This window comes from Vibrio sp. SBT000027 (assembly GCF_963894355.1).
Taxonomy (GTDB): Bacteria; Pseudomonadota; Gammaproteobacteria; order Enterobacterales; family Vibrionaceae; genus Vibrio; species Vibrio splendidus.
Window position 1 is genome coordinate 1,232,529 of sequence record NZ_CAWQGD010000004.1, and the last position, 19,838, is coordinate 1,252,366.

Annotated in this window: 20 protein-coding genes and 1 pseudogene; 17 read left to right on the forward strand and 4 right to left on the reverse strand. The window is 42.3% G+C overall.

Annotated features, from left to right (window positions below):
• The first annotated feature begins 427 nt into the window (after nt 1-427).
• On the forward strand, nt 428-1,900 hold the full coding sequence (gene tnaA, locus AACU28_RS15215; RefSeq protein WP_102441962.1) for a tryptophanase: 1,473 nt from the start codon (nt 428-430) through the stop codon (nt 1,898-1,900).
• A gap of 166 nt (nt 1,901-2,066) precedes the next feature.
• On the opposite strand, the gene AACU28_RS15220 is transcribed toward tnaA, so the two are convergent.
• Entirely contained in the window at nt 2,067-2,951 is an 885-nt protein-coding gene (locus AACU28_RS15220; RefSeq protein WP_121603156.1) for a LysR family transcriptional regulator, read from the reverse strand.
• A gap of 256 nt (nt 2,952-3,207) precedes the next feature.
• Here AACU28_RS15220 and AACU28_RS15225 point away from each other — a divergent pair, with 256 nt between their 5' ends.
• Both AACU28_RS15225 and AACU28_RS15230 read left to right on the forward strand, forming a co-directional pair.
• Nucleotides 3,208-3,447, forward strand: a complete 240-nt coding sequence (locus AACU28_RS15225; RefSeq protein ID WP_017081013.1) for a hypothetical protein — start codon at nt 3,208-3,210, stop codon at nt 3,445-3,447.
• Between the two features lie 213 nt (nt 3,448-3,660).
• A complete protein-coding gene (locus tag AACU28_RS15230; protein ID WP_102510859.1) occupies nt 3,661-3,978 on the forward strand; it encodes a Dabb family protein in 318 nt (105 codons plus the stop codon).
• A 92-nt stretch (nt 3,979-4,070) separates the two neighbouring features.
• Here the strand turns inward: AACU28_RS15230 and AACU28_RS15235 are convergent, their stop codons facing one another.
• Both AACU28_RS15235 and AACU28_RS15240 read right to left on the reverse strand, forming a co-directional pair.
• Complete coding sequence (locus AACU28_RS15235) at nt 4,071-5,282, reverse strand: DUF3103 domain-containing protein (RefSeq protein WP_121603157.1); 1,212 nt, start codon at nt 5,280-5,282, stop codon at nt 4,071-4,073.
• A 324-nt stretch (nt 5,283-5,606) separates the two neighbouring features.
• Nucleotides 5,607-7,430 carry a M4 family metallopeptidase gene (locus tag AACU28_RS15240; RefSeq protein ID WP_121603158.1) on the reverse strand — a complete coding sequence of 608 codons (1,824 nt, stop codon included), beginning with the start codon at nt 7,428-7,430 and terminating at the stop codon, nt 5,607-5,609.
• 621 nt (nt 7,431-8,051) lie between these two features.
• Here AACU28_RS15240 and AACU28_RS15245 point away from each other — a divergent pair.
• The 13 genes and pseudogenes from AACU28_RS15245 to AACU28_RS15305 all read left to right on the forward strand — a co-directional run bounded on the left by AACU28_RS15245 (nt 8,052) and on the right by AACU28_RS15305 (nt 18,788).
• Nucleotides 8,052-8,855: a hypothetical protein gene (locus tag AACU28_RS15245; protein WP_121603159.1), complete on the forward strand. Its 804-nt coding sequence runs from the start codon at nt 8,052-8,054 to the stop codon at nt 8,853-8,855.
• A gap of 135 nt (nt 8,856-8,990) precedes the next feature.
• Complete coding sequence (locus tag AACU28_RS15250) at nt 8,991-10,529, forward strand: hypothetical protein (protein WP_121603160.1); 1,539 nt, start codon at nt 8,991-8,993, stop codon at nt 10,527-10,529.
• Between the two features lie 202 nt (nt 10,530-10,731).
• Nucleotides 10,732-11,496 carry a 3-methyl-2-oxobutanoate hydroxymethyltransferase gene (gene panB / locus AACU28_RS15255; protein WP_121603161.1) on the forward strand — a complete coding sequence of 255 codons (765 nt, stop codon included), beginning with the start codon at nt 10,732-10,734 and terminating at the stop codon, nt 11,494-11,496.
• Between the two features lie 141 nt (nt 11,497-11,637).
• A pseudogene (locus AACU28_RS15260) lies at nt 11,638-11,849 on the forward strand (hypothetical protein); the annotation flags it as partial.
• Nucleotides 11,850-12,089: 240 nt separating this feature from the next.
• Nucleotides 12,090-13,508 (forward strand): SLC13 family permease, encoded by a 1,419-nt coding sequence (locus tag AACU28_RS15265; RefSeq protein ID WP_004733551.1) that lies wholly within the window; start codon nt 12,090-12,092, stop codon nt 13,506-13,508.
• A gap of 6 nt (nt 13,509-13,514) precedes the next feature.
• Nucleotides 13,515-14,870: an ATP-binding protein gene (locus AACU28_RS15270; protein WP_121603162.1), complete on the forward strand. Its 1,356-nt coding sequence runs from the start codon at nt 13,515-13,517 to the stop codon at nt 14,868-14,870.
• On the forward strand, nt 14,857-15,330 hold the full coding sequence (locus tag AACU28_RS15275) for a response regulator (RefSeq protein WP_010438444.1): 474 nt from the start codon (nt 14,857-14,859) through the stop codon (nt 15,328-15,330). The genes AACU28_RS15270 and AACU28_RS15275 overlap by 14 nt, the downstream gene beginning before the upstream one ends.
• A gap of 400 nt (nt 15,331-15,730) precedes the next feature.
• A complete protein-coding gene (locus tag AACU28_RS15280) occupies nt 15,731-16,171 on the forward strand; it encodes a hypothetical protein (protein ID WP_121603163.1) in 441 nt (146 codons plus the stop codon).
• Between the two features lie 61 nt (nt 16,172-16,232).
• Nucleotides 16,233-16,733, forward strand: coding sequence for a hypothetical protein (locus tag AACU28_RS15285; protein WP_050644724.1), 501 nt, complete (start codon nt 16,233-16,235; stop codon nt 16,731-16,733).
• A gap of 69 nt (nt 16,734-16,802) precedes the next feature.
• Nucleotides 16,803-17,252, forward strand: coding sequence for a GNAT family N-acetyltransferase (locus AACU28_RS15290; protein ID WP_121603164.1), 450 nt, complete (start codon nt 16,803-16,805; stop codon nt 17,250-17,252).
• Nucleotides 17,245-17,637 carry a hypothetical protein gene (locus tag AACU28_RS15295; protein ID WP_050621150.1) on the forward strand — a complete coding sequence of 131 codons (393 nt, stop codon included), beginning with the start codon at nt 17,245-17,247 and terminating at the stop codon, nt 17,635-17,637. Before AACU28_RS15290 ends, AACU28_RS15295 begins: the two co-directional genes overlap by 8 nt.
• Before the next feature lie 89 nt (nt 17,638-17,726).
• Entirely contained in the window at nt 17,727-18,278 is a 552-nt protein-coding gene (gene cyaB, locus AACU28_RS15300; protein WP_121603165.1) for a class IV adenylate cyclase, read from the forward strand.
• Nucleotides 18,279-18,305: 27 nt separating this feature from the next.
• A complete protein-coding gene (locus tag AACU28_RS15305; RefSeq protein WP_102451575.1) occupies nt 18,306-18,788 on the forward strand; it encodes a tetratricopeptide repeat protein in 483 nt (160 codons plus the stop codon).
• 44 nt (nt 18,789-18,832) lie between these two features.
• Here the strand turns inward: AACU28_RS15305 and AACU28_RS15310 are convergent, their stop codons facing one another.
• Nucleotides 18,833-19,279, reverse strand: coding sequence for a hypothetical protein (locus AACU28_RS15310; protein ID WP_102453794.1), 447 nt, complete (start codon nt 19,277-19,279; stop codon nt 18,833-18,835).
• An 84-nt stretch (nt 19,280-19,363) separates the two neighbouring features.
• Here AACU28_RS15310 and AACU28_RS15315 point away from each other — a divergent pair, with 84 nt between their 5' ends.
• Entirely contained in the window at nt 19,364-19,801 is a 438-nt protein-coding gene (locus tag AACU28_RS15315; RefSeq protein WP_017072718.1) for a MarR family winged helix-turn-helix transcriptional regulator, read from the forward strand.
• The last annotated feature ends 37 nt before the right edge of the window (nt 19,802-19,838 follow it).

Below are 19,838 nucleotides of genomic sequence, written 5' to 3' on the forward strand. Positions count from 1 at the left end.
TGATTTCAACGTAGGGATATATTGTGAACATGTATCTGAAATGGCAATCAACAACATGGCTAACCTTGTTAGCTTGGTATACCTTAGATCACCAGCTCTCGTTCCGCCTTTCTTCAGAGTAGTACCCTCTAGGCGTCACGCGCCAGCAAAGCAGCGTGCTTTGTTTACCTATCAGCAGCTTTGATAACCTTTGAACGCATGAATGTCGCACTTATTATTTCGTGAAGAATATTCGTTGTTTTGTCGTTCTCGCTAATTATCTCAGCCTCTGTTTAGGTTTGATTAATAAATAATTATTTAACTTGTTTATTTTCACTGTTAATTTTCCGTGTGTCTTTATATGGATCTATTAATTTAATGGTGAGGATTCGTGACATCTAAAGAAAATACATTTCGACCTGATCGGAATGTATTGAAAGGTATTATTATGGAAAACTTCAAACATCTACCAGAACCGTTTCGTATTCGTGTTGTAGAGCCAGTAAAAAGAACAACCTCTGCATATCGTGAACAAGCCATTGTCGAAGCGGGTATGAACCCATTTTTGCTCGACAGTGATGATGTGTTTATCGATTTACTGACAGACAGTGGTACAGGTTCTATCACCCAACGTATGCAAGCCGCGATGTTAATGGGCGATGAAGCTTACAGTGGTAGCCGCAGTTACTACGCATTGTCGAATGCGGTTAAGGATATCTTCGGTTACGAGTTGACGATTCCAACACACCAAGGGCGCGGCGCAGAGCAGATCTACATACCTGTTCTTATCAAGAAGCGTGAAATGGAAAAAGGGCTCGATCGCAGCAAAATGGTCGCTCTGTCGAACTACTTCTTCGATACAACACAAGGTCACACCCAAGTGAATTGCTGTGTGGCGAAAAACGTTTATACCAAAGAAGCGTTCGATACCTCAGTGAATGCGGACTTCAAAGGCAACTTCGATGTGGTGAAGCTGGAAGAAGCGATCTTAGAAGCGGGCGCGGCTAACGTTCCTTACATTGTGAGTACCATTACTTGTAACTCTGCTGGTGGACAGCCAGTGTCTATCGCCAATCTAAAAGCCGTTTATGAAATTGCTCAGAAGTACGATATTCCAGTGATCATGGACTCGGCACGTTACGCTGAAAATGCCTATTTCATTCAACAACGTGAATCGGGTTATCAGGATTGGACAATAGAACAGATCACGCGTGAATCCTACAAATACGCGGATGGCTTAGCCATGTCTGCTAAGAAAGATGCCATGGTACAAATGGGCGGATTGTTGTGCTTTAAAGACGACTCTTTCATGGATGTGTACACAGAGTGTCGAACTTTGTGTGTGGTGCAAGAGGGCTTTCCAACCTATGGCGGCTTAGAAGGTGGCGCAATGGAGCGTCTTGCGGTTGGCCTTTATGACGGCATGCGCCAAGATTGGTTAGAGTACCGCATTGGCCAGGTTCAATACTTAGTTGATGGCTTAGAAGCGATGGGCATCGTGTGCCAGCAAGCAGGCGGTCATGCTGCGTTTGTGGATGCGGGTAAACTGCTTCCTCATATTCCTGCAGGTCAGTTCCCAGCACATGCTTTGGCGTGTGAACTCTATAAAGTCGCGGGTATCAGAGCGGTTGAGATTGGCTCATTGCTGCAAGGTCGCGACCCAGCAACCGGTGAACAACACCCATGTCCTGCTGAGTTGTTGCGCCTTACCATTCCTCGCGCGACCTACACACAAACACACATGGACTTCATTATCGAAGCATTCGAAAAAGTGAAAGAGAATGCAGGACAAGTGAAAGGGCTCGACTTTACCTACGAGCCGCCGGTGTTAAGACACTTCACTGCGCGCTTGAAAGAGGTTGAAACCGTTGAAAAACAAACCGAAAAAAAGAACGAACAAACGCTCGAAGAAGCATTTTAAAATAAAAACATAAGCTAATAGTCACTAGAAACATAATCAAAGGCTCCCTCGGGAGCCTTTTCTTTATTGGATGATAGGGGAGTTATGTCGTTAAGCAGCTAAGCCTTTAAGCCTTTACGCTTTTAAGCTCTTAACCCGTTAATCATTTAGGCCTTTAGATGTTGAACTACGCTTGTTTGTTTTTTAGCGTAGACTTTAGCATTTGGAATAGCCACTGATTCAAAGGCGCGTCTTTCTGTGAACGACGGCAGCTCATCACATAACCCACATCGATCGTCAGCTTTTCGGGCAAATCAATACTACGACAGCCTTCTGGTACGCTGCCATTGAGGGTGATACCAAAATAGTCGGATTTGAACACAACATCGTGAATCATCGCAGGGTGGTCGACTTCCACTCTTGGGCTGACGTGAAATCCGATATTTCTAAGACGATCAAGGATCGGGTATTTATTGTCATTCCATCCCGGGGTTTTAAATAGAATGATTGGGTAGTTGGCGAGCGACTCAAAGTCTTGCGCTGGATGATCCTCTCTCACGAAGAACACCACTTTTCCTTTACCGAATTCCATTTGATAAATTGACTGTGGCAAGGTTTCATCAAAGTAATGAACCGCTATGGATTCTTCGCCGTCGATGAGCCTGTTCCTCACATTGCTTCCCCACCGAACGAATGAGTAGTGAGCATGCGGGGCTTCTTTACTCAGAGCAAAGTAGAGCTTCGAGCCAAAGCGCTCCCAGAACAGGGTATTCGCGTAGATTTTGATATCACCTTGGTAAGTTTCTGGCGAAAATACTTGGTGTTTAATGGCTTCAACGCTGCTCAAGATCTGCTCAAAATTTTCGATGTTGGTTTCAACAAAAGTCGTGGGTTCAAACCCGTGTTTGGTTTGAATGAACAGTGGGTCGTCGAGCTGTAACTTTAATTTCGAAAGGTTCTTGCTGATCGCCCCAGAGGTTTTTCCTAACGACTCCGCAACCAGTCCAACATTGCGAAGTTCATACATACGCTTGATGACGAGGATATTTTGAATGTCTAGATTGATGTCCACAGGCTCTCCAAATGAATCCTTTTATAGGCAGTAATTTCGGTGCGGTAGGCGTACAGAAATTATGTGACTCTAATATCATAGTGGCAGTACAAAACAGATAAGACAGAACAGCGTCAGAACTTCGCTAATCCCTTGATTTTCCATTTGGTAAATCTTGCTTTTCCTCGAATGGCTTTCACTCAAGCGCTAAAGTTACCTCAACAAAGAAACACAGATACCAAACGAACAAATAATTAAAAATAATATGAGGTGATGTATGAAAAAGTTAATCGCACTAGGCTTAATGGCTCTTTCAATGAATACTGCTTTTGCTGCCGACGGTACGTATACAGGGACTATCGACATGACAAGAAGCGAAGGTAATCAAGTAAAGGCTGAGCGTGTTGAATCTGACTTAACACTGGAAGGAAGAAATGAAGCGTCTAACGGCGGAATCCAATTCCAAAAGAACGTAGATCAAGACCAAACGATCCAGCTTACAGGTCGTCGTGATTAACGTTAAAACGTGCTTACCATTGTCATGAGAAATGCTGCGCCCTCGGTGCGGCATTTTTCGTTATTGGGTTGTGGAGTATTTTATAAACTCTAGCGATCTAGCCTTGGCATGTTGTGTAACGTGTGGCATTTTGTTGTGCTCTAACTTTAGATCGCTATTGGGTGTTGGTTAAGCATTACAAACCAGTAAGCGAACGACTCGAAAGGACAAGGAATGACTCAAAAAGAAACGGGAATGATTCGTCATATTCTACTGATTAAGTTTAAAGAAAACGCTGAGGCTTCAGAGGTTCAAAAACTAAAGGTGCTGTTTGAAGCGATGCCAAACAAGGTTGAAGGGGTCACTTCAGTAGAATGGGGATTAAATGACAGCCCTGAAAACAAGAATCAAGGTTATACCCACTCGGTGTTAATGACTTTCGCTGATGAAGAAGGCCGCCAGAATTACCTTCCGCACCCTGAGCATGATGCGCTGAAAGATGTGTTTCGTCCGCTTTTAGAAGACATTATTGTGTTTGATTACTCCCTGTAATTAGGTTCTGAGCAGGTCTCTTGTGTTTGACTTACCTTCGATAATGAAGAGTTAGGGCCTAGCGTTTAAGCCCTAACTAAATAAGAAACGACTTACTCTGTTGGTGAAATCGTGACTGGTGCAAACGATGCGACAGCATTTCCGCCTGCGCCCGGACGGTCTACATAAGGTGTGTTCTGCATTAAGGTGTAGTACACATCCACGAAGTCATCATCATTCACTAATACACCATCAGGAATCACATCGATAATCTTGCCTGTGATCTGAGGGATGATCGCATAACCTTGAACTTCTGGATCAGGAATCATCTTCAGTATCTCTTCTGCGGCTTGAACCAAGAGTTTTGCTAGCGCTTTGTAGTCTGTGCCATCATCGTGTTCCATTAAGATCATGTCTGCAGCGCCCCAACGGTAGCGAGGCCAGAAGATGACGGTCTGGTTCGGGTAGTACGTCTGTTTGTCGTAGTCCAGATAAGGCATCTCAACGAGGTCGATTTGGGGCTCTAAACGACTTGAATCGACACCCGTCACGATAGCGTAGATTTCCGCTTTACCAGAGATCCAAGGTTCTTGGTCGACGGCTAAACGGATTTTGGTTAATTGTGTGGTATTCAACGGCTCAGGTTCCGACAAGGCCATCGAGCGACGTGCCCTGTTCATCAAAGACGATTTTTGAGGTTGACTCTCGTCGGCATTGGTATCGCTAACGGCATTGATTTGCGTTGTAGTACCCAGCTTTTGCATCTCTGCCTGCATTGCCATTAAGCCGGCTTTGAGCTCTTCAGCACCGTTACTATCAACCACAAACACTGGAACGTCTGGCATTTGGTATACGTCTAGTTCATGAACCTGTCCGTACACGTCATACGCTTCAATGTATTGCCAATTCGAATCATCGCCTGATGGTTCAAATGCAAACAGCGGGTTTTCACCATTCTTCCAAGCTTCGATCATCGCTTCATCAGCCATGCGAACCTCTAACACAGAGTCGCTGAAGTCGTTGATCCCTTTCATCTTGCGATAACCAAGATCCGCTTTCTGCATCCTGCTTGAAAATGCAGAGTAGGGCTGAGTAGAGCTCAATTTATCTACAGGCGCGGATAAGTTATTTTCTGAGATCTGAGCCTTCAATGAAAGCTCAAGATCGGAATAACGCTCGCTGATTTGCAACGCCAGAGATTGCTTTTGCGCTGCGCTACTTTCTGCAATACCTAATGAATCAGTTGTCTCAATATTTTGCGCAAAAGACTGGAAGCCAACCACTGTCGTTGCAAGCACCATACTGATAGGAAAAGATGGTCTCATAAATAATCCTTATTTTAATTTTTATCATTAATAGAGCATTTGCCCTATAAGGATTAACCTATCAGTAACGTGAATGTGTTCAAAAGTTAGTCAGTTATTTTTGTTTCGTTGTGCAGCACAGGATCTCAATTTAAACTGTTTTTATAAAATAATGCTTAAGTAACCTTGATATTTATAAATTAATAAACGTATCAGTAAATAACTTACAATATTATTAGCTACTAGGGTGTGTCATAAAAAAACCTACTCAAAGTGAGTAGGTTTTTATTTCGCGGTTAACCGCTAGTTCTCGATTTACAGCTTATTAGAGAGGCTCGCTCTAACTCAATCTAAACGTAACGTTAGGCCAGAGTAGTTCGAGTATCCGCGCAGTAACACATGATAGGTCACACTCGGCTGAGCGCTCACACTGCACTGCTCATTGTTTCCAGCACGGTAAGGGCGACAGTCGTAACTTGATGTTGTTGGCTTGCTTCCCGATTTCACATAAAGGTCGGCATCACCTGAACCACCAGACATTGAAACCGTCACGTTGGATGCAGAATCAACGGTGAACGTGTAGAAGCTCTCCGAGGATTGGTTTCCACTTAAGTTCGAAATCGGTGTGCCTTTCGTTAATACATTGCCAGTTGGAGGCGTGACACCACAACTCGCATTAACGCCTACGGTATTAAAAGCATCTTCAACATCGGCAACCACATAGCCCATGTCTGCTGCGGCTTTCGCTACGCCACAAGCACCTGCGTCAAAGGTACTGTTTGCCGTCCAATACAACTGGTTGGCAACCGTGAATATTTCAAAGCCCTTACGTACATTCCAACCCGACTTGTTCGCTAAAAGATAAAAGGCACGGTTATAAACACCGCTAGATAAGTGAACGTTCAAGCCATCGTAGTATTGCGAGGCGTGATCAATCGAACGACCATCTTTTGAAGGTTGATCAAAGTAACGCAAGCCGCCTTCTGATTTGAATATATCGCTTCCGACCACCCAATCCACACTGCCACGTAAGTAGTATTCGGCCGCTTCGCCCGCAATATCGGAGAAGGCTTCATTGATACCGCCCGACATGTTTTGGTACACAAGGCCGGAGTTTTGCTCGGTGAATCCGTGGCTAACCTCGTGAGCACTCACGTTGATATCGACCAATGGGTAAAAGGTGTTTTTGCCATCTCCAAAAGTCATGGATGTACCATTCCAGAAAGCATTTTCATAATCGGTACCGTAATGAACACGCATCGTCAGCTGGAAAGTTAAAGGCGACGTGTTCATCCACTCTTTGTACATATCGAATACGACATTACCAAAATAGTGCGCATCGTTGAGAGGCGAGTAAGCCCCGTTGATGTATTTATGATCGGTGTAGTTGGTTCCGTCGGCACAGTTGTAGCTGTAGGCTGCGCTGCCAGACGTTCCGTTCCTCAAATCGACTGTCTTAACGGAATCATTTTCTAACGTACAAGTTGTGCCTGTTTTGTCGATGGGAAAGCTAGGGAAGTCACTACCATATTCATATCGAGTGGTTTTTATATTACCACCGGGGCCAGTACCCAATGCTTTAGCGTGGTTTAGTCCATTCCATTTTTGGAGCACATCGCCAGTCGTAGCATCAATAAAGTAGAAAGGACGCTCTGGGATTGAGGACGCGATAAAGAAATCGACCAGATACACCACTTGGGCGACTTGGTTCTCATCCAATCTCACCATCAGTTTCGCGTTTTTGTTTTCAATCGACTTTTTGCCGACAGTAAACGTGCGGTGAGAGGATATCGCAGCTTCAATCGCTTGTTCTCGATTCAGTTTTGGCGCGATGCTGGATAGGTCACCACTGATCCCCTGTGCCATGGAGCCGAACACCTGAGTGGGTTGGTTCTTGGAAAGGGTGGCCACGACCGAAGTATCAAAGACGGGTAAACCTAAGTGAGTTTGTTGATAGCGGACTTTGGTTTTTCCATTGGGCAGTACCACCCGTTTTACTTCAGAAAAACCTAATTCAAGTGGAGCAATACTCTTCGACTGAGCGACGAGGCTTTGTTGTAGTAATGCATCATTATCGACTCTGACCATTTCTGCAGCGTGTGCATTAAAGCCAAAAGATGTACCTAGAATAGCTGCTATTTTCCAGCTTAGTTGACGTTGTTGGTTCATTTTTCGTTCCTGATTTTAATATAAACTCCTTCTTCCCAACGGCTTTATAGGAAGTCTATATGCAACACGATAATGCCATGTGTTGCGAATCAAGATTGGAAGAGCATTTGGATTTATGACAAGTTTATCAAGGAGATTTATTTTTAGAGTATGTAATTCAAAGTTTACAAAAGTTCTTATTAACCAAATTGTTTTTATAAAATTTAAGTTTGTTATTTATCGTAAACGTATGAAGGGTCGGGAGTTATTAAAACCCGCTTTGTTTGAATTGATAGAATAAATTTCTTTAAGTTAATCTCGATATTTTTCTGTTTTTATCTTAATTACAAATGAGTAAATAACCGAGTTTTTGTAAGTTGAAATATTGTCTTTATTATCAATAGTAAACTTTTTTAACAATACCGCTAAGTACAGAGCTCACCTTTTTTAACACTTAGTCTCGTTAGGCAGGAAAACATCTACATTTTCTTGTTCAATCACAAACTAAGAACGATAAGTCGTTGTTATGAATAAAGTAAGTCGCTTAAAATGGACGGAATAAGAAACTAGACGGACAAACGCTACATTTAGATACATAGTTTTTGTCTAATAGTTGTTATGTACACAAGGAGGCTTTAAACAGTGACAGTCAATTTAATTCCCTTTAAGCTAGTGATAGAAAAGGTTCCTTTCTTAGAGTTCGGCTGGAGACTTCTATGTTTTATAGTAAAGCCTATTATCAGCAAGCAAGAGTTAAAGTCGAATGTACTTAGGTTTGCGTTTGTAGACTATGTTTTGGCATTTTCTGTAGCATTAGTCGTTATCGCTCTGTTACCAGCAAATGAAAATGAAGTCTCATTTCGTCAAATTTTGAAAATCTTTAACTTCGAGTGGTTTGCCCTTTCATTTGTCTATTATACCGCGATTCAATTTTCGGTTATTTATAGCTTATACTGTATGGTGTTTAAGTTAAGAGCGAAGAGTGATAGCTATTTAATGGACGCGTATTTTATGGCGCTCCATTTCATAAGAGTTCATGCATTAGTTGTAGTATGTGCAATTTTAGGCTTTATTTTTATCATGTCTTTGTACTTGAATCACGGAGTGATGCCACAATATTTCGAGTATTATTTTCCTCGTTTTAAATACTCTTATGAGATCTCGCTTGGCTTTTTACTCGTGAGCGCATGGCTGTACTTTTTGCCAGTGACACTCTTTATATATAGAAAATCACAAAAAAAGTCGCTTTGGGTGTTTTTTAAAGCACTGATAGTATCGATGTTAATATATTGCTTTTCTTTCTTCATTAACGGGCTTGTACCTGCTTCATTTGTAGATCGTGCATTTAGTCAAAAGGGTTTTTGTGAAGTGATCAGCATATCTCCTATTCGTTTCAAAGCACCGGAGTTATATAAAGAATCCGAGTGGGGAAAAAAGTGTACATAACAAACTGTTCAAGATTGATTCGCAATGCGTGGCATTTTTAATGTGCGTTGGTTTTAGTCATTAAGGTACCTTCGGTATCGCCTGCCTCACACCGTAATTTGGCGTTAAGCCTCAATAATATGGAAGTAAGTTAAGATGAACATTGAAGAAGAATTATTAGATTTTTTGCATGATTCAGTTCGAGATAATGACAATAAATATCGTGATATCCAACTGATCCTATTTTTCTTTGGCTTTCGTGGAGAGCAATGGCCAACATTGGAAGATGCGGCACTTAAATTTGATGTTGGTGAGTCTGATAAACGTAGATCAGAGAGGCCTAGACAGATTATAAAAGATAAGTTCACTAGTAGGGTTGATGTTAGTCAGTTACCTGTAGCTAGAAAAGTCTCTGAGGTAATTGATAGTGCGACGTTTATAACTGTAGATGAGTTATCTAGTAAGCTTGTTGAGATGAAGTTAGTCCCTGACAAGTTCAGTATCAAAGGTATACTCAACTTGTTACAGCAATTAGGGTTATGTGGAAGCTATAACATCTATACCAATATGTTGGTTCAAGCATCAAGGAATACAATAGAGTCAGAAAAAAAACTGTATGTTTTAAACTCGACTGAAATAAAAAATATCCGCGCAGCGCTAAAAAAGATTGTAGTGTTTCCTGGGCTAGTAGGTATTGCCAAATTTAATTCGTTCTTTGATAAAAATGAAAACTATAAACAATATGAAGGGATATTGTTGGATATTCTAAGATCTAGGAGTGATACATGGATATCACAAATTGATGATGAGATTTACTACATAATAGAAGAACGGGATAATACATTAATAAACAATCTCGAAAAGATAAAAAATATCACTACTTCAGTGAACATAGATACACTCTCGGTTGTACTCTCTAACGCGTTTAAACGAAGAACCCCGCCGAAAGGAAATCACTACCCCCCCTTGAAAATGATTGAAAGCTATTTGCAATACTCAAGGTTCACAGAGTTCAATGGCACTGCGGTCAAGTTGAAACTCGAAGCGACAAGTTTAAATGAAATTGAACAGGACATTATCGAGTTTATGGAGGGGAAAGGTACTGTTGGTTTTGTTGGTGTTAAAAAGTATCTAGAAGAAAGAGGCTACAGTAAGCCTTCAATAGACAAAGCGATTCTAAACTCACCATTAGTATATGCAGATAAGACTCTTAGGAAAAGTTACACGTATACGTTACTAGGATCCGATAAATATGAAACGGTCGAGAGACTAGAACGTTATAGCCTTTTCAAGGAAAAGCTATTGAACGTTTGTGAGGATGGCACTGACTCTGATACGCCTGCAAATAGGAGGAAAGAACAACATATTCTACGTGATTGGCTGTTTGGTGATAAAGAAAAAGAAAGGTGCGCTTGCTGTAAAAATGAATTCTCCATCCAATCGCTGGTAACTGCGCATAAAAAACCAAGATCAATGTGCTCTTTTAATGAGCGTGTAGACCCTAATATTGTAATGCCTATGTGTAAGTTTGGATGCGATCATCTGTATGAATTAAGGGTGATCAAAGTACAAAATGGCGTAATCTGTACAAATCGAACAACGGGCTCTGAGTTTGAATCGCAATATGTAAGCTCTATTTTAGGAAAGCAACTTGAACAACGGTGGTTGGAGGGGAATCAATACTACTTTGAGTAAGATGATTAACAAACGACTATCTCTCCAATAGTTGGTTTTAATCATTACTCTTCGTGGGTTTAACTCCCGCTAACTCAACGCATTTGCTGAATTGAACATAATTTGTGGGTGTTTAGTTAACACCAGATTTTCTCTTCCATAGCTCAATTAAAACTAATAGTATCAGTGCTTTAATAACGCATGATTTTATGAGAGCAAGAACATGAAACACACTCCAAGTTCTTTTATGGAAATGAAAGGGAAACAACGTATTCCGATGTTGACCGCTTATACATTCCCAGTGGCTGCAAGTATCGAATCTGCTGGGATACCTATTATTCTCGTTGGTGACACTGTTGGCATGGTTGAAATGGGCTTTAGCAGTACGCGAGATGTGACCATTGAGCACATGGAATATCATGTAGGGGCAGTGCGTCGAGGTGCTCCAAATACTCACATTATTGGTGACCTCCCATACTTAACCGATCGTTCTCCTGAAGTAGCGTTATTTAATGCTAAAAGGTTGATGCAGGCAGGTGCCGACAGCATAAAGCTGGAAGGTGCAAAACTCGATGTGATTGCTCACCTTGTAGCAAACAATATCCCAGTTGTTGGCCACACGGGGTTAACTCCGCAAACGGCAACAAACTTCAAGAAAGTAGGGCAATCTGCTGAAGATGCTCAAACCGTTAGCGAGGAAGCAAAAGCGATTCAAGAAGCGGGTGCGTTTATGTTGGTGCTTGAGCACATACCTTCTTCACTTGGCGAATCGATTACTCAAGAGATAAGCATTCCTACAATTGGGATTGGTGCGGGAGCCGATTGTGATGGGCAGGTATTAGTGATCAATGATGCGCTTGGGCTTGGTAACCGATGGCCTCCATTTTCAAAACAGTACGCCCATTGCAGCCAAACTATCTTTGACGCAGCAAATGAGTTTGCTACGGAAGTCAAAACGAACGTATTTCCGAACAACCTGAGCAAATAGGCCACTTAGATAATAGCTTTAGGTTGAATCGTAATGCATGGTATTTTTCCGTGCATTACGATAAGCATATGATGTGTATTTGGACGTTCGGTGTTGAACTCTCTTGATTCTCTCACCAAACGTCAGTTTCAAGGAGGAAACATGACAAGCGACCAACTATTGGAAAAGGCACTTTATAGCAGTGCCAGCATCCACAACCTCACTCGCTTAAAGCCTACTTAGCAACGAATCACCTTAATAACTATTTCAGAACAACCAACAATGTGTGGCTTAAAACGAGTGAGCTGATAGACCAAACTGAGATTGAAGTTTTAGGTGAGTACTCAGCAACGTTACAAGCGTCAAAGTTTACGGTTCTCCCACGCAGGGGCGAACGTTTGCCTTTTGTTTCTCGAAATTTAATAGCAACAGTAAATGACACACAAACGTAGAGGTAGCGCACAGAATCGAAAAAGGGGATATCGCGATTACGTAATCATTGATCTAGCCGATAGTGAGATAATGATAAGAGGTCGATAATTCGTTGTCGGACTAAATTAGAACTTTAAATCTAATTTCTAAGTAGTTGTTATCTCAGGAAGAGTTTTTGTGCTATGCGCCCCTATATTAAATACATTATCCCTATTTTAATTCCTTTCATTATCCTCGTAATGCCGCTATCAGCGTTTCCATTTGAAGGCCTTACGATTATTCAACAACGCGTTATCGCGATATTTTTATTAGCGGCATTGTGCTGGGTGTTCGAGCCCATCCCGATCTACGCGACGTCTGTTGTTATTATCGTTCTGCAATTATTGATGTTGTCGGATAAAGGGCTGATCTTTTTAAGGTTTGAGCATGGGCAGGAACATTTTGGTGAGTTGTTAAAATACAGCGACATCATGGCGACATTCGCCAGCCCAATCATCATGCTATTTTTGGGCGGTTTTTTCTTAGCGATGGCCGCCACTAAGTATCGATTAGACGTAAACTTAGCTCGCGTGTTGTTGAAGCCATTTGGACAAGACCCAAAGTTTGTGATGCTCGGCTTAATGTTGATCACTGGTATCTTTTCGATGTTTATGTCTAACACGGCAACAACGGCAATGATGCTCTCTATTTTAACGCCGGTACTGGCTGTGTTTGGCCCCAAAGACCCCGGTCGTATAGCATTTGCGCTTTGTATCCCTGTTGCCGCTAACATCGGTGGCATTGGTACCCCGATCGGTACCCCGCCGAACGCTATCGCACTTAAATATTTAGTTGGCGATAACCTCATTACGTTCGGTGAATGGATGGCATTTGGTGTGCCGTTTGTCGTTATTATGATGGCGTTAGCGTGGTTTTTAATAGGCTTTATGTACAAAGCTGACCAAAAGAAAATCGAGCTAAGCATTAAAGGTAAATTCCTTAAAACGCCAAAAGCCATTGCGGTATACGTCACTTTTGCGCTGACCATCATTCTTTGGTTAATGGGCTCAAGCCATGGCATGAACTCTTATACCGTCGCTCTGATTCCTGTCGCTGTGTTCTCACTCACAGGGATCATCAATAAAGAAGACCTTAAAAAGATTTCTTGGGATGTACTGTGGCTTGTATCAGGTGGTATTGCGCTTGGTTTAGCTCTCGATAAAACTGGCTTAGCAAGGCTCGTGGTACACAGCATTCCGTTTGATGCTTACTCACCCTATGTGGTGTTGTTCGGAGCGGCGTTCTTGTGTTTGGTAATGGCAAACTTTATGTCTCATACCGCAACGGCTAACTTGTTAATGCCAATTATGGCTGCATTAGGTTCGTCTATGGCTTCACTCACGCCACTCGGCGGTGAGTTAACGTTAATTCTGGTTGTGACTTTTGCCGCTTCATTAGGTATGTCGCTGCCAATCAGTACGCCACCGAATGCGTTGGCTCATGCCACGGGTCATGTGCAAAGTAATCAAATGGCCAGAATCGGTATTATTTTGGGTGTGGTTGGTGTGCTACTGAGTTTTGTTATGGTGTGGGTGCTACATTCAATTGGTCACATAGGATAACGATACGTGTATCAACAAAAGCTAGAAGCACTTATCGATCGTTATTTTAATCAGACAGAACGTCGGGTGACGTGCCGTGCTGGTAACACCATTATTGAACAATCAGCGTTAAACACTCGTTTATATTATGTGTTTAGTGGAGAACTGGAAGGGTTTTATACCGAAGCGAATGCACCGCAAGTGCGAGTATTTAGCGCGGGTAGTGGGGCTTTTATAGGCGTTCATAGCTTCTTTTCAGGTAATTGGACAGCATCTTCAACGGTTGTTGCTAAAACCGATGTTGAGTTAGCGTGGATCGATAAAGACACGCCTGCAGAAGATGAACGTAACTTTGGCCCTCTTACCGCACAGTTCACACCTGTGATCGTCAATGAGTTGTCGCGTCGTCAACGCCGCGCAACACAAGAAGCGATAGCGAAACAAAAAGCGCTAGAGAAATTACATACTGCTGAGCAAATGACGACCTTGGGTCAATTAGCTGCAGGGATTGCTCATGAACTTAACAACGCTATTGGTGTAGTAAATAGTAAATCTGGTCGACTTGAAACGGTCATCATGGAGCTACTTGAAGAAGTGCATCCAGAAGCCAGTCAATTTTTCGATTTTGGGTTAATGCATGGTCAGAAAACGTCGTCGTCAGAAGCGCGAACACGTGGGCGACAATTTGAAAGAAAATATGGTTTAGACAAGAACATTGCTCGCTCTCTTGCAAAGGCGATTCCAATTGACGCTTCATATGCAACAGACGTTATTTCAAAACATTGGCTGAAAAAACCAGAAGAAGCGATTCGCTTTTGGCAGATGGGCTGTGATTTACATGATTTACGTTTGGCATCTAGACACACCGTTGGCATCGTAAAATCGGTTAAACAACTTGGCAGAATTGATATTGACACCGAAGAAGCGGTTGATATTAACGACTCCATTAACCATGCCTTATCGTTGTTACAAAGTGAGTTACGTAGAGTGTCTGTGCGATTGAGCCCTGCAGATTTGCCGCGTTTTAAAGGCTCGAAAACAGAGCTCGTTCAGATTTGGGTCAACATTGTAAAGAATGCTTGTGATGCAATGTCGAATTCAGACGATGCTGCAATAGAAATTCAAACCAGATTAAGTAAGAAAAGAATATTAGTTACGATCACGAATAACGGCCCTGAGATAGACGAGGCGACTCGTAGAAAGGTATTTCAGCCCAACTTCACCACTAAAAAAGGTGGTTTATCGTTTGGATTGGGCTTGGGTTTATCAATCGTTAAGCGGATTGTGGCGGGTTATGGCGGAAGTATTATTGTCAAAAGTGATGCTTCTAAAACTGTATTTAGAATCAAGTTACCAGTAGAGGGTGAACATGGAGAAGCTTAATTTAATCTGTGTCGATGACCAGAGAGAAGTACTGAGCGCAGTGGTACAAGATTTAGAGCCGCTGGCGAGTTGGCTGAATATTGAAGATTGTGAATCAGCGCAAGAAGTGCTTGATCTCATTGATGAACTTGACGCAGAAGGCGAACACATTACCGTCATCGTGTCTGATCATGTGATGCCAGGGAAAACGGGTGTGGAGTTACTCACTGACGTGTTCCATGACAGCCGCTTTCCGAATACAAAGAAAATTCTTCTTACGGGGCAGGCCACTCATACCGATACCATCAATGCGATTAATGCAGCAGGCATCGACCGTTACTTTGAAAAACCTTGGCAAGCAAGCACATTAGTTGAATGCATTCGCACTCTTGTCACTGAGTACATATTTGATCAAGGGCTTGATTACACGGACTATCAGAATGAGCTCGACCAGCAGGTTGTGTTGAGACGCTTACGCTAGTCACTTATGTTAGCGACTTACGCTAGTCATCTATGTCAGTCGCTTGAAATTGTATGCACCGAAGGACGCTTTCTGAAGGATTTTGTCTTTGAAAGATGTAATCTTCGGTGCATATATTACCTATCTCTTTTAGTAATTTAGGTTTTAGTATTCAGTTATTAACACACTGGTTGCTGGCTTAAGTCTAAAACTCATACGCTACGCCAACGGATGCGTTGTGCTTTCTTCACGAAAGATTCCCTGAACATGCAGCAGAACTTCGTTCAATGCCGCTTTCTCTATATTCAACATTTGAATGCAATTTGTGGAATATATCAAAATTAATTAAATTGATAGTAAGTTATTACTTTTCATTATGTTAGGGTTCTTTTCTTGAGGTCATCTGATTAGGAAGAGGATAATGAAAAAGGGATTTGTGATAGCGATGTCAATCGGCTTTGTTGTCTTCTCCCTTGTTGGTCGTGCTCTTCAGTGGTTCGGGTCTAGTAATTCCGAGTTGTTTCCTAAACTTCCTGATATTCCCCAATTTGTTCCTTCTACCGATTTCGACGGTGAGTGGCTAGGCCGTCGCATTAACACCACTGGCAATAATATGTGTGAACGCACAACTATTACCGGAACCATTCGTGAGGGCAAAGTTACCATAAGGCTTACCTACAATGGAACCCCGTTAGAGGGCTGGATTACGGAAAGCGGCGACTTACGTTTATATGCCAAACATCGCCAATGGGATTATCGTTTTTCCGCACATGGCAGTGGCAATACATTTGATGGCCGTTGGCACTTAACCAATGGCCCGTGCCAAGGAAGTTGGTTTCTAGAAACGGTCGATGGCAAGTAGGGTTGTTACTACAAGACGCCGTTTAAAATTAACCAGCACAAGGTTCTTTTAGGAGAGATAAGTGATCAGATTAATCGCCGTGTTCATTGTGGCTTTCGGGCTAGGCGCATATGCGAGCTTACATGTTTTGACAGACTATGTTGTGAGCATTAAAGACAGTCATAAAGCTGCGGTTCGGCAAGGTTTTGAAACCTATAAATATGCAAACACAGATGATCTTACCTCATTAATAAAAACATCGAACTTGTTAGCGCGCTACAGCGCCTGTGAATTAGAGGGAGATGAAGGCGATGCGATTGCATTAACCCTGTCTATTAACGCTATTTCCTTTGGGATGTTATCGAAGCAAGCGTCTGACCTCGATCAAGACACCTTTAGGACTGGTTTGATGATGTACGGAAAACTCAAAGACAACGAGAAAGCGTCTGCTCAGTTAACTGAAATACTTACTGCGTACTGTAAAGATAGTCTTCGCTATCTATACGACTGTGAAAAACTTTCTAATTTGTTAGGCGAAGATTGGGATACACAATGGGAGGAAGTGAAACCAGAATGTACCTAAAAGTGATTCAACATATGCGGCATTTTGCTATGCCGTATTAAGATGTGATTTGAAAACAAAGGACACAATATGGAAGTAAGGTTGGTCAAAGGTTCCGATCCTAAGTTCGCTGAATCGATCACCAAAACGAATATGGCGAGTTACTATCAAGCTCGTGGAATCGCTTGGGGTCATAGTCAGTTTTTACGTAGCTGGGATGAACTGGATAATTATGAAATTTATGTAGGGGATAGCCGTATTGGTGTTATCCGCTTCAGTTACACCAGTGATACAACGTTTCTTAGGGACTTGCAGATATTAGCTGAATATCAAGGTAGAGGCTTTGGCTCTAAGTGTCTCGATTTAGCTATTGAACATGCGAACAATCAATCATCGGCTCAGTTAGTGTTGCGAGTGTTCAGTGAGAATCCCGCGATTAAGCTTTATCAATCAAAAGGTTTTACTAAGTTGTCTGAAGTGAAAGGGCTCGTTGAAATGGAGCTGCTTTTAGGATCATCATTGAGAGGGTGTCATGGATAACCGTATACGATTAAATTTTGTTAAATATACATTGCTTGAGTTCGTACTTGCTGCGTTCTTATTAGTGTCTATTTATTGGCTATTTGGTGATAACCCTCAATCACTGCCAACTATTGGGTTGATGTTCAGTGCTGTTGCGGTATTAAAAGTCGTCACGTTATGGTGGCAGTTCCGCAATCGCTCTTTTGAAATATCGAACAACCATGTTTGTTTCGATGGTCACGCTTGCGATATCAAGTTACAGGGAAATATTCTTCCTTTTGGGATCGGGTCAGTTATCAAGCTTTCCTACACAAAAGGTGCGATGCAAAAACGCAATATTTACCTTCCGAAAGGAGCCATGAACCAAGATGAATGGCAGCGTGTGTTAGCGTGTCGAACATAGTTCCACTGCTTTCGTTTGTGTTGTGCGTCAGTTTGTATTTCGGATTTGGTTCGTGTGCTAGTATCGCTTTTTTTGCATCGAGCTAATCCATGACTAACGATCATTTCAAAGGCAAATATGAGGTTGAGCTGAAGTACCGACTTAGCTCTAAGTCTGAGTTCTTGAAAACGTTGAACCTAATTGCTCATGAAGTAATGCTGCAAGACAATCAAGAATGTGATTGGTATTTCGATAGCCCTGATAGAAGCTTACAGGCTCAGAATAAAAGCTTGTGTATTCGCACAATGGAGCCATCGGGCATTAAGCTATGGATTGTAAAAGGCCCAGAGTCTGACCGATGCGAAGCGACAAACATCACCGATGCGTCGAATGCGAAGAGTATGCTTGAGAACTTGGGTTACGAAGTGATTCTTGAAGCGCAGAAAACTCGCAGTATCTATTTTGTTGGAGAGTTCCACATCACGGTCGATTCTCTTGCGGGTATCGGTGATTTTGCTGAGTTTGCTATCATGACGGACGATGAATCTAAGTTGTCTGTGTATAAAAGTGAGCTTGAGTTGTTAGCCAGTAAGTTCGGGTTGACTCAATCGGCACTACAAACTCAGTCTTATAAACAGATGTTCGAGGAAATGAACGCATAGCAAAGCGCTTAAGCGTAAGGGAGAGTTATGGACACCATTATCAAACAAGCAATCGAATTGCGAAAAGAAGAGAAGTATCAAGCGTCGCGTGACTTACTGGCAACGCTACTCACTGATGAAAACTATGCGGCGAAAGCTCATTTACAGATTGCGTGGTCTTACGACAACCAAGGCAAAGAGCAACAGGCGATTGATCACTATGTGCAGTCTCTGTCTGGTGTGCTTTCTTCAGTAGAGCGTTTTGATGCACTGTTCGGCTTGGCGAGTACTTATCGAAGCCTTGGCCTTTATGCAGAGGCTTTAGGCTATTTCGAACAGACTATGGCTGAGTATCCTGACTCGATAGAAGTGAAACCTTTTTACGCAATGTGTTTGTACAATTTAGGTCGCCATAAAGAGGCGACATCGCTGTTACTTGAGCTTTTAGTTTCCACGACGAATAGCGAAGCGATCAAAGAGTACCAACGAGCGATCTCTTTATATGCTCAAGACTTAGATAAAACCTGGTAAACAGCCGCGTATAAAGCTCATCTGTTTGCTTAAATACGATGAGCTTAGCTTTGTGTTGCCTTCTTAGGACGAAACTTTCTGCCGTCCATGATATTCAAAGACATCAGTGTTAGGTTGGTCGCGCCTGCTATCAGTTCTAAAACCTGAACGCCATAAAACACTGAGTCGAACTCTCCTAAACTTGCCCACTGATTTAAAAAGTAAGCGGCCGGAATCAAAATAACGATCCCGTTGAACGCGATAATTGGCATGCGTTTACTCTTACGCTCAACTATTTTCCCTTTTCGTTGTTTTGCCATAGCTGCGCCGGTCGCACCAGTGATAGCAATGGCTGGGACAAGAATAAACAAGCCCGGAAAAACGATCATCGACTTGACTAGCTTCACTGATTCCAAAGTGCCAAACAGTTCTACAAGCAATGTGCTGGTAAAGAATGTTGCGACACACAGTGTTGCTGTTAATGCCGCTGTTTTGTGGATTATTGGTTTCATATCATTTGCGCCTTTAATTTGGTAACATGTTGTCAATTTGGTTTAAGTCTAATTTAATGACAGCATGTTGTCAAAGTGAGTGTTATGGATACGAATGGAGAAGTTTTCACAAAGATCGCACTAGAGATCTTTAAGGTCAGTGGTCTATTGAATGCTGAGGGTGACAAATTAACCGAAGAGTTAGGGTTAAGCAGTGCCAGATGGAAGGTGATGGGTGCGATCGAGAAGTCCGATGATCTGGTCACCGTTTCTCAAATTGCTCGTATTATGGGGCAAAGCAGACAAGCGACTCAGCGTGTTACCGACATCATGGTGAAAGATGGCCTGCTAACTTGGCTTGATAACCCGAATCACAAAAAAGCAAAATTGGTTAACATGACTGAAAAGGGCAAGGAAGCGTATTCGCTATTAGATAAAAAACAGGAAGTATGGGCTGAAAGTGGCGCTGAAGGCATTGAAAGAGACGAGCTTGATAAGGCGCTAATCACTCTGAAGAAGATGGCTACCTTCTTAGACAAATAGACAAATAGACAAATAAATAGAGAGTGGAAGTTGAGAA